Source organism: Pseudomonas sp. NPDC089569 (assembly GCF_050280625.1).
Taxonomy (GTDB): domain Bacteria; phylum Pseudomonadota; class Gammaproteobacteria; order Pseudomonadales; family Pseudomonadaceae; genus Aquipseudomonas.
Genome location: NZ_JBNNVQ010000156.1, coordinates 1 through 9,285 on the forward strand (window position 1 = coordinate 1; position 9,285 = coordinate 9,285).

Consider the following 9,285-nt stretch of genomic DNA (forward strand, 5'->3'; position numbering starts at 1 on the left):
TTTTTTGCCTGGTGTGCCGGTTATGGTGTTTTTAAGGACGCCTTCGCCGGCAAGCCTGGCTCCTACGATTAGAGAATGCGTGAAATACGATCAGGCGCTCAGATAGCGTCCAATCAACGCAATCCCGCTTGCGAGCACCAACCACGTCACCAACCGCACAAACGCCTCGCGTGATAAACGCCTGGCCAAACGCCGACCGCCCCACAATCCCAGCCCCATCGCCGGCAGCAAGCACACGGCCAACACCAGCAAGGGCCCATCGGCATACACGCCCGCCACCGAAAACAGACTCAAGCGCACCACCGTACTGCAACTGATCAGCGCACTCTGGGTCGCCCGCGCCTGATCCTTGGGCAAGCGACTGTTCAGATAGATCGCATACAAAAAGCCGCCGCTGCCAAACAAGGCACCGAACGTGCCGCCCACCACGCCCATCGGCACCGCCCAAGCGGTGGATAACATTGTCGGACGTGCCTTTATCCACAGGCTGTAGATCGCGTAGGCGCTGATGAACAGCCCCATCAACAGCAGTAACAGATCGGATTTCAGGTTCAGCAGAAAGATCACGCCGAGCGTGCACCCCACGCCCATGCAGGGCAGCAACCGCAACAACTCGGGCCTGTGCACATCCCGTCGAGAAGGCACCAGATTGCCGAACGCTGCGACGAAGTCCAAAAGCACCAGCAGTGGCACGATTTTCGACAAGGGCATGAACAGGATCAGGATCGGCCCGGCCACCAGCGCCGTACCGAAACCGGCGATACCGAATACGATGTAGGCCAGCGCGATGCCTGCGCCGATTGCCAACCAGTCCACTGCGCCAAAACTCCATTGACCCAATAAATCAACCAACATTTCATCCAATCCTTGTAGGTGCTGCCGGGGGCTCGTGCATTCGGTTCAAGAATGCCTTTATCATGCGCCCCATGATTAAAGATCCCTTTGCAAGGCTCGGCCTTGACCGTGAAGTCCTGACTGTCAGCCAACTCAACGGCCGTGCGCGGGTGTTGCTCGAAGACGTATTCAGCAATATCTGGGTCGAAGGCGAAATCTCCAACCTCGCCCGCCCGGCATCCGGCCATGTGTATTTCACCCTCAAGGACAGTGGCGCCCAGGTGCGTTGTGCGCTGTTTCGGCAGAACGCCGCACGGGTCCGGCAAGCGCTGAAGGATGGCTTGGCGGTCAAGGTACGGGGCAAGGTCTCGCTGTTTGAGGGACGTGGCGACTATCAACTGATTCTCGACACCGTGGAGCCCGCCGGCGATGGTGCATTGCGGCTGGCCTTCGATGCCCTGAAGGAAAAACTTGGCGCCGAAGGCCTGTTCAGCACCGAACGTAAAGTAGCGCTGCCGGCGCATCCGCAGCGGATCGGCATCATCAGTTCGCCCACCGGCGCAGTCATACGCGACATCATCAGTGTGTTCCGTCGTCGTGCGCCGCAGGTACGCCTGACCCTGATCCCCACGGCCGTCCAGGGCCGCGAAGCCACCGCACAGATTGTCCGTGCGTTGAAACTGGCGGACGCCCGCGGCTTCGATGCGCTGATCCTGGCCCGTGGCGGCGGCTCCCTGGAAGACCTCTGGTGTTTCAACGAAGAAGCCGTGGCCCGCGCCGTGGACGCCTGCGTGACACCGATCGTCAGTGCCGTCGGCCATGAAACCGACGTGTCGATCAGCGATTTCGTGGCCGACGTTCGCGCCCCGACACCGTCTGCCGCCGCCGAACTGCTGGCACCGGACTCCAGCGACCTGTTGCGTCGGGTCGAAAGCCTGCACCGCCGGCTGGTGATGCGCATGCGTGATCGCCTGATGCGCGACCGGTTGCGCCTGGAAGGCGTCTCTCGCCGGCTGCGTCATCCCGGCGAACGCCTGCGCCAGCAAGCACAACGCCTGGACGATCTGGACATGCGTCTGCGCCGGGCCTTCGAGCGCAACCTCAACACTCGTCGCGAGCGACTGATCCGCCTGGAAACCCGCCTGGCCGGGCAACATCCCGGGCGGCAACTGGCGATGCTGCGCCAGCGCCTGGACAGCCTTGCCGAGCGCTTGCCCCGCGCCATGCGCGAAGGCCTGAAAAGTCGTCGCCTGCAACTGCAGAGCCAGATGCAGACCCTGCATGTCGTCAGCCCTCTGGCCACCCTCGGTCGTGGCTACAGTATCTTGCTGGATGAGCGCGGCAACGCAATCCGCAATGCCGCGCAAACCCACACCGGCCAGCGTCTGAAAGCCAGGCTGGGTGAAGGCGAGCTGCAAGTGCGGGTCGAAGACAATCACCTGACGCCCGTCACCCTTTCTTTACTGGATTGATTCATGTCGCGCTATATCGCTTCGCTGTTTGTGCTGTGCCTGTCTTTCAATGCCCACGCCGACAGCTACATCACGCGGCTGCTGAACAAACCCGTGCCCGGCGGCGTGGCAGTGGTGGATCTGGGCGCCGCGCCCCAGGCACCGAAAGCCACTTATCAAGGCAAACCGGTACTGGTGGTCAAGGAGCAGAACAATTGGCTGGCCATTGTCGGCGTACCTCTGACGGTCAAGCCGGGCGTCCAGTCCATCAACAGTGGCGGGCGCAGCCTGAATTTCTCTGTCGGCAACAAGAAGTACCCGGAGCAACGCATTACCCTGAAGAACACGCAGCAGGTCAATCCTGATCCGGAAAACCTCAAGCGAATCGAACGTGAATTGACCGAGCAGGTGGCCGCCTACCGTACGTTCAGCCCGAATACGCCAAGCAACCTGCTGCTGGACAAACCGGTCAACGGTCCGCTGTCGAGCAAGTTCGGTGTACGCCGTTTCTTCAACGGTGAAGAGCGCAATCCTCATGCCGGCCTGGATTTCGCCGTACCCGCCGGCACCCCGATCAAGACCCCGGCTGCGGGCAAGGTCATCCTGATCGGCAATTACTTCTTCAACGGCAACACCGTGTTTGTCGACCACGGCCAGGGCTTTATCAGCATGTTCTGCCACATGTCGAAAATCGATGTGAAGGTCGGCCAGCAACTGGCGCGCGGCAGTGTGGTTGGCAAGGTTGGCTCCACCGGCCGGGCGACCGGGCCACATATGCACTGGAACATCAGCCTGAACGATGCGCGGGTGGATCCGGCGATTTTTATCGGGGCGTTTCAGCCTTAAACTTCATTGATGCTTCTGGCGCCATCGCGAGCAGGCTGGCTCCCACAGGTTCGGTGCAAGGCTTGTGGGAGCGAGCCTGCTCGCGATGGCGTCATCACTGCGCCTCCAGATCCTCAATCCCGTGAGCTTCGCGATCCGCCAGGCAGTGCCTGACCCATTCCTGCAATTCCTGGGAAAAGCCGCTCAACTCATCTGCAGTGATCAACTGCCGGGCGCATAGCCCGAGCAAATGCGAGCGCGCTTCATGGCGAGAAAACCGGAAAACGCCAAAGGCCCAATACAGCTCTTTTTGCCCGGTCTTCAACAATTCCTCACTGGCTTCGATTCGCTCAACGGGCGCGATGCTTTTGTCCAGCACGATTTTTTCGACATCGGTCATGATTCGCACGCACATCCGCTCATGGGCCACCGGACGCAACGCACAATACAACTTCCAATCGGACTCGTTCATCACCGACTCCCACCTGTCAGTCGAGGCCTTAAGAATAGCTTCAGCCATTGCTATTTGCGTACGAACCAACGATTGCGCACCGCTCAAAGCTCGCGCAAAGAACAAGAAGCCCATGGACATTCAAAGCAATAAAATCTCGAAAAATATGCAGCAGCGAGTATTTCTCTCAATTTTTTCCGACTGCTTGCCATCCTTTCTCACCGCGGTTAGGGTTGAAGACATGAAAACCTCTCACACCCTCATCCAGCTCCGTCAGCACCGCAGTTTGTGCCTCGTCAGTGCACGACTGCCCGGCTGAATCGCGGCAACTCGACCCACGCATTACCAGAACATTCGATCCACCGGCAGGCCGCCTTTTTTCGGCCCACACAATAAGGATTTCCCGATGAGCATGCTCAAAGACCCATCTTCGAAATACCGCGCGTTTCCGGTCATCAACCTGCCGGACCGTACCTGGCCATCGAAAACCATCGACGCCGCGCCGATCTGGTGCAGCTCCGACCTGCGTGACGGCAACCAGTCGCTGATCGAGCCGATGGACTCGGTGAAAAAGCTGCGCTTCTGGAAAACCCTCGTGCAAGTCGGCGTGAAAGAAATCGAAGCGTCGTTCCCGGCCGCCTCGCAAACCGACTTCGACTTCGTGCGCACCCTGATCGAAGGCAACCACATCCCGGACGACACCACCATCCAGGTGCTGACCCAGGGCCGTGAAGACCTGATCGAGCGCACCTTCGAATCCCTGCGCGGCGCGAAGAAAGCCATCGTTCACCTGTACAACGCCACCTCCCCTTCCTTCCGTCGCATTGTCTTCAACCAGGACAAGGACGGGATCAAGGCCATCGCCGTGGACGCTGCCAAGCTGTTCCTCAAATACGCAGCCATGCAACCGGACACCGAGTGGACGTTCCAGTATTCACCAGAAACCTTCAGCGCCACCGAGCTTGAGTTCGCCAAGGAAGTCTGCGACGCGGTGATCGAGGTCTGGAACCCGACGCCCGAGCGCAAGATGATCCTCAACCTGCCGGCCACCGTCGAATGCGCGACGCCGAACATCTACGCCGATCAGATTGAATGGTTCCACCGCAACATCAACCGTCGTGACAGCGTGATCATCAGCCTGCACACCCACAACGACCGTGGCACCGGCGTGGCCGCCACCGAACTGGGCCTGATGGCCGGCGCCGACCGCGTCGAAGGCTGCCTGTTCGGCAACGGCGAGCGCACCGGTAACGTTGACCTGGTCACCGTGGCCTTGAACATGTACACCCAGGGCCTGAACCCTGAGCTGGACTTCTCGGACATCGACGGCGTGCGCAAAGTGGTCGAAGAGTGCAACCAGATTCAGGTGCACCCGCGTCACCCCTACGTCGGCGACCTGGTTCATACCGCGTTCTCCGGCTCGCACCAGGACGCTATCCGCAAGGGCTTCGCCCAGCAGAAACCGGATGCCCTGTGGGAAGTGCCGTACTTGCCGATCGACCCGGCCGACATCGGTCGCAGCTACGAGGCGGTGATTCGCGTCAACAGCCAGTCGGGCAAGGGCGGTATCGCCTACCTGCTGGAGCAGGAGTACGGCATCAGCCTGCCGCGCCGTATGCAGATCGAGTTCAGCCAGGTCGTGCAGCGTGAAACCGATCGCCTGGGCCTGGAAATGACCGCCCAGCAAATCTACGCCCTGCTGCACAGCGAGTACTTGCAGGCCAACACCCCGTACGCGCTGGTCAGCCATCGCCTGCAGGAAGAAAACGGCAACAGCTTCGTCGAAGTCGAAGTGGCCAGCAAAGGCCAGGGCGAAACCAACCTGCACTGGCGCGGCAAGGGCAACGGCGCCCTGGAAGCACTGGTGGCGGGCCTGCCGGTACCGGTGGAAATCATGGACTACAACGAACACGCCATTGGTGCAGGCACCAACGCCAAGGCAGCCGCCTACATCGAGCTGCGAGTCAATGGCGAACGTGCGGTACACGGCGTCGGCGTCGATGAAAACATCACCACCGCCAGCTTCAAGGCCCTGTTCAGTGCACTGAACCGTTCCTTGAGCCAGCCGGAAGCCAAGGCTGCGTAAACACGGTCACTGCAATGCAAAAGGCCCCGAGGTGTGAACCTCGGGGCCTTTTGTTTGCCTGTATTGATCGTTCCCACGCTCCGCGTGGGAATGCCGCCCGGGACGCTCCGCGTCCCCTCCAAAGCCGAACGCAGCGCGTCCGTAGAGGCGTTCCCACGCAGAGCGTGGGAACGATCGGTTACGTGAACTCGAACGTATCGGCATCCAGATTCGCCGGAAACCGCTCGCGATAGGCCGCCAGTTCCGCCGCCTCCAGCACCACTTTGAACACCCCGTCCGCCTCGCCAGCGCTGAGCAGGGTTTCGCCCTGGAAATCCAGCACCTGACTGTCTCCGGTATACGCAAAGCCCTTGCCGTCGGTACCGATGCGGTTCACCGCCGCCACGTAACAGAGGTTTTCGATGGCCCGCGCCGGCAGTAAACGGTTCCAGTGCTGACGACGGGCTCCCGGCCAGTTGGCGGTGTAGAGCAGCAGGTCGGTGTCCTGGGCGTCACGGCTCCATACCGGGAAGCGCAGGTCGTAGCAGATCAGCGGGCGCACACGCCAGCCCTTGAGCTCGAACTGCACCTGACGGTCACCGGGTGTGTAGTGGTTGTGTTCGCCGGCCATACGGAACAGGTGACGCTTGTCGTAGTGCAGCAATTCGCCGTCCGGTCGGGCCCACAACAAGCGATTGCGATGGCTGCCATCAGCGGCCTTGATGATGACACTACCGGTGATCACCGCATCAAGCCTGGCGGCCTGAGCCCGCAACCACTTGCTGGTCGGACCGTTTTCCGCCTCGGCGAGGGTCTCGGACTCCATCGAGAAGCCGGTGGTGAACATTTCCGGCAGGATAATCAGATCAGCGCCACGGGCCTGCTCAAGCAACGACTCGAAATGCTCAAGGTTGGCCTGGCGGTCGTGCCAGGCCAGGGACGTCTGGATCAGCGCGAGCGTCAGGGTCGGTAGATTGCTCAGATCACGCATAGTTTTTCCGCTGCTTCACGCAGGGTCTCCTCGCGCTTGGCAAAGCACAGCCGCACCAGGCGCTGGCCTTCGGGTGGCGTCTGGTAGAACACCGAAATCGGGATGCTCGCCACGCCATGTTCACGGGTCATCCACAGGGCCATTTCGACGTCATTGAGGTCAGGGCGAATCTGCGAGTAATCGACCAACTGGAAGTAAGTGCCGGCTACCCGAGTGAAACTGAAGCGCGATGGCGCCAACAGATCGCAGAAAAGATCGCGCTTGGCCTGATAGAAACCCGGCAGCTCTTCGACGTGCTCCGGGTGTTCGGCCATGTAATCGGCCAACGCATATTGCAGTGGCGTCACCCCGCAGAAACTGACGTACTGGTGCACTTTGCGCAGCTCTGCCGTCAAGGCGGGCGGGGCGACCACATAACCGGTTTTCCAGCCAGTGACGTGGTAGGTCTTGCCAAAGGAGCTGACCACGAATGCACGCTGATACAGCTCTTCATGGGCAAGCACACTGACATGAGGCACACCGTCGTACACCAGGTGCTCGTAGACTTCGTCGCTGATCAGGTAGATGTCGCGATCCCGGATCAGGGCGGCCAACTGGTCCAGTTCGGCACGGCTGATCAAGGCCCCGCTAGGGTTGTGCGGGGTATTGAGGATGATCATGCGCGTGCGCGGGCTCAAGGCCTCGGCCAGTTTCTGGAAGTCGATGCTGAAATCGTTCGCGTCCAATTGCACATGAACACAGCGCCCACCCGCCAGCTCCACGGAAGGTTCGTAACTGTCGTAGGCCGGGTCAAACACGATGACTTCGTCACCGCTGTGGATAACCGCCTGAATGGCACAGAAAATGGCCTGGGTTGCGCCGGGTGTGACGGTCACTTCGTGATCGGCATCGACGCTGGCGCCGTAGCTACGGGCAATCTTCGCCGCAATCTGCTGACGCAGCGCCGGCAGGCCGGTCATCGGCGAGTACTGGTTATGGCCGCTGGCGATATGCCGCCCCACTGCATCGCGCAGGGCTTGCGGGCCGTCGAAATCGGGAAACCCCTGGGACAGATTGAGCGCGCCGGTCTGCGCCGCAAGTTGAGACATCTGAGTGAAGATAGTGATGCCGACATTCGGCAACTTACTGGTGATCATCGGTGATTCCCTGCTCTACACCCGGCACTATCGTCGGCGCGGGAGAGCCCGAGGATAGCCCATCCGGCGTGCATAAAAAAAGGGCGCATAAAGCGCCCTTCTCTCAACCCGCCCCCCGTCGGATCGAGCGGTGCGGGTGACCTCGAATCAGCGTTTGTCGCGACGCTTCTTCTCGGCCTTCTTGTGGTGCGACATCAAGCGACGCTTTTTGTTGACCTGGCGGTCGGTCAGCGTGTTCTTGTTGCCTTCGTACGGGTTCTCGCCACCTTTGAACTCGATGCGGATCGGCGTACCGACCAGTTTCAGGACTCGGCGGTAAGTGTTTTCCAGGTAACGAACGTAAGACTTCGGCACCTTCTCGATCTGGTTGCCGTGAATCACGATGATCGGCGGGTTCGCGCCACCCAGGTGGGCATAACGCAGCTTGATCCGGCGACCGTTGACCATCGGCGGCTGGTGCTCGCTCACGGCGTCTTCGAGAATCTGGGTCAGGCGACTGGTTGGCCAACGGGTGACCGCCGACTTGAACGAGTTCTGCACCGAGGCGTAAAGGTTGCCCACGCCAGTGCCGTGCAATGCCGAGATGAAGTGGATATCGGCGAAGTCGACGAAGAACAACCGGCGCTCCAGCTCAATCTTCACGAAGTCGCGCTCGCCCGGCGTCATGCCGTCCCACTTGTTCAGCGCAATCACTATCGCTCGCCCCGCCTCGAGGGCAAAGCCCAGCAGGTTGAGGTCGTGGTCCACCACGCCTTCGCGGGCGTCCATTACGAAGATCACCACGTTGGCGTCTTTGATGGCCTGCAGGGTTTTGACCACGGAGAACTTTTCGACTTCTTCGTGGATCTTGCCGCGCTTGCGCACACCGGCGGTGTCGATCAGCGTGTACTTCTCGTCGTTGCGTTCGAACGGGATGTAGATACTGTCGCGCGTCGTACCCGGCTGGTCATACACGATTACCCGGTCTTCACCGAGCATGCGGTTGACCAGGGTCGATTTGCCAACGTTCGGACGGCCGATGATCGCGATCTTGATCCCGTCTTTCTCGCTCGGGCCAGGAATGCGCTTGGCTTCCTCGCCTTCGGCAACCTCTTCTTCCTCGCCCTCTTCCGGCTCTTCTTCGTCTTTGGGGAACTCGCTCAGTGCGGTTTCCAGCAACTGGGTGATGCCACGGCCATGGGCACCGGCAATCGGGATCGCATGACCCATACCCAGCGGAGCGAATTCGGCGCGGGCCATTTCCGGGTCGATGTTATCGACCTTGTTGGCAACCACGTGGGAACGCTTGTTACGCTTGCGCAAATGCTCGGCGATCATCTGGTCGGCGGCTGTGAAACCAGCCTTGGCATCTACCAGGAACAGCACGACATCCGCTTCTTCGATGGCCAGCAGCGACTGCTCGGCCATTTTTTCGTCCATACCGTGTTCGTCACCGGGTGTCGGCCCAAGCCTTGGCTTGTCGGCGCTGTGGACCATGCTGGCCGGTGCGCTGGGGATCATGTTCGGCACCATTTTCATGGCCTTCCACGGTT

At 60.5% G+C, this 9,285-nt stretch carries 8 protein-coding genes; 3 read left to right on the top strand and 5 right to left on the bottom strand.

The features are described from left to right. Positions 1 to 90 precede the first annotated feature (90 nt). Entirely contained in the window at positions 91 to 855 is a 765-nt protein-coding gene (locus ACQKP2_RS30645) for a sulfite exporter TauE/SafE family protein (protein WP_427582059.1), read from the bottom strand. A 71-nt stretch (positions 856 to 926) separates the two neighbouring features. On the opposite strand from ACQKP2_RS30645, the gene xseA reads away from it, so the two are divergent. Both xseA and ACQKP2_RS30655 read left to right on the top strand, forming a co-directional pair. Beyond that, positions 927 to 2,306, top strand: a complete 1,380-nt coding sequence (gene xseA, locus ACQKP2_RS30650) for an exodeoxyribonuclease VII large subunit (RefSeq protein WP_427582066.1) — start codon at positions 927 to 929, stop codon at positions 2,304 to 2,306. A 3-nt stretch (positions 2,307 to 2,309) separates the two neighbouring features. Next, complete coding sequence (locus ACQKP2_RS30655; RefSeq protein ID WP_427582060.1) at positions 2,310 to 3,131, top strand: peptidoglycan DD-metalloendopeptidase family protein; 822 nt, start codon at positions 2,310 to 2,312, stop codon at positions 3,129 to 3,131. 94 nt (positions 3,132 to 3,225) lie between these two features. On the opposite strand, the gene ACQKP2_RS30660 is transcribed toward ACQKP2_RS30655, so the two are convergent. Continuing rightward, positions 3,226 to 3,582 (bottom strand): hypothetical protein, encoded by a 357-nt coding sequence (locus ACQKP2_RS30660; protein WP_427582061.1) that lies wholly within the window; start codon positions 3,580 to 3,582, stop codon positions 3,226 to 3,228. Positions 3,583 to 3,967: 385 nt separating this feature from the next. Between ACQKP2_RS30660 and leuA the strand changes: the two genes are divergently transcribed. Further along, entirely contained in the window at positions 3,968 to 5,647 is a 1,680-nt protein-coding gene (gene leuA, locus ACQKP2_RS30665; RefSeq protein ID WP_427582062.1) for a 2-isopropylmalate synthase, read from the top strand. A gap of 178 nt (positions 5,648 to 5,825) precedes the next feature. Here the strand turns inward: leuA and ACQKP2_RS30670 are convergent, their stop codons facing one another. From ACQKP2_RS30670 to der, 3 genes are all read right to left on the bottom strand, one after another. Next, on the bottom strand, positions 5,826 to 6,617 hold the full coding sequence (locus ACQKP2_RS30670) for an amidohydrolase (RefSeq protein ID WP_427582063.1): 792 nt from the start codon (positions 6,615 to 6,617) through the stop codon (positions 5,826 to 5,828). Beyond that, positions 6,605 to 7,753, bottom strand: coding sequence for a pyridoxal phosphate-dependent aminotransferase (locus tag ACQKP2_RS30675; protein ID WP_427582064.1), 1,149 nt, complete (start codon positions 7,751 to 7,753; stop codon positions 6,605 to 6,607). Before ACQKP2_RS30675 ends, ACQKP2_RS30670 begins: the two co-directional genes overlap by 13 nt. Positions 7,754 to 7,900: 147 nt before the next feature. Continuing rightward, positions 7,901 to 9,285: ribosome biogenesis GTPase Der (gene der, locus ACQKP2_RS30680; RefSeq protein ID WP_427582065.1), on the bottom strand; the 1,385-nt coding region annotated here is incomplete at its 5' end.

What these genes read in the sequence shown, in the direction of transcription:
- ACQKP2_RS30645 (WP_427582059.1), bottom strand. Translation starts at nt 855, where the DNA reads ATGTTGGTTGATTTATTGGGTCAATGGAGTTTTGGCGCAGTGGACTGG.
- xseA (WP_427582066.1), top strand. Translation starts at nt 927, where the DNA reads ATGATTAAAGATCCCTTTGCAAGGCTCGGCCTTGACCGTGAAGTCCTG.
- ACQKP2_RS30655 (WP_427582060.1), top strand. Translation starts at nt 2,310, where the DNA reads ATGTCGCGCTATATCGCTTCGCTGTTTGTGCTGTGCCTGTCTTTCAAT.
- ACQKP2_RS30660 (WP_427582061.1), bottom strand. Translation starts at nt 3,582, where the DNA reads ATGAACGAGTCCGATTGGAAGTTGTATTGTGCGTTGCGTCCGGTGGCC.
- leuA (WP_427582062.1), top strand. Translation starts at nt 3,968, where the DNA reads ATGAGCATGCTCAAAGACCCATCTTCGAAATACCGCGCGTTTCCGGTC.
- ACQKP2_RS30670 (WP_427582063.1), bottom strand. Translation starts at nt 6,617, where the DNA reads ATGCGTGATCTGAGCAATCTACCGACCCTGACGCTCGCGCTGATCCAG.
- ACQKP2_RS30675 (WP_427582064.1), bottom strand. Translation starts at nt 7,753, where the DNA reads ATGATCACCAGTAAGTTGCCGAATGTCGGCATCACTATCTTCACTCAG.